The 280-nt window shown below is 35.0% G+C and carries 1 protein-coding gene; it reads right to left on the bottom strand.

Annotated elements, in window-relative coordinates; genetic code table 11:
* Positions 1-280 (bottom strand): COX15/CtaA family protein (locus QWJ41_RS22450; protein WP_302710451.1); only part of this gene is annotated, 280 nt, incomplete at both ends.

Here is a 280-nt window from a genome sequence, read left to right as displayed (position 1 = left end):
GCGTGAGTTGAACCCAATCTTGTTCTGAATGTGGTACAAGATCGTGGAATGGCAATGGCCAACCACCATATGCTAAACTTGCATCCGCATGTCTCACTAGTGCACCAGTATAAACACCACAATAAATGATGATTGCCATTAACCATGTTAAACGTCTTAATGGCTTTTTGATATATAATTCGTCAGCTTCATATTTTTGATCTATAGAGAAAATAATCAATGTTATTAAAAATACAGATGAGAAACTGATTAATGATATACCAAAGTGCAATGCTAAAAC

It is taken from the genome of Nocardioides cremeus, assembly GCF_030518195.1.
Classification (GTDB): domain Bacteria; phylum Actinomycetota; class Actinomycetes; order Propionibacteriales; family Nocardioidaceae; genus Nocardioides; species Nocardioides cremeus.
This window is presented reverse-complemented; position numbering and strand designations above follow the sequence as displayed.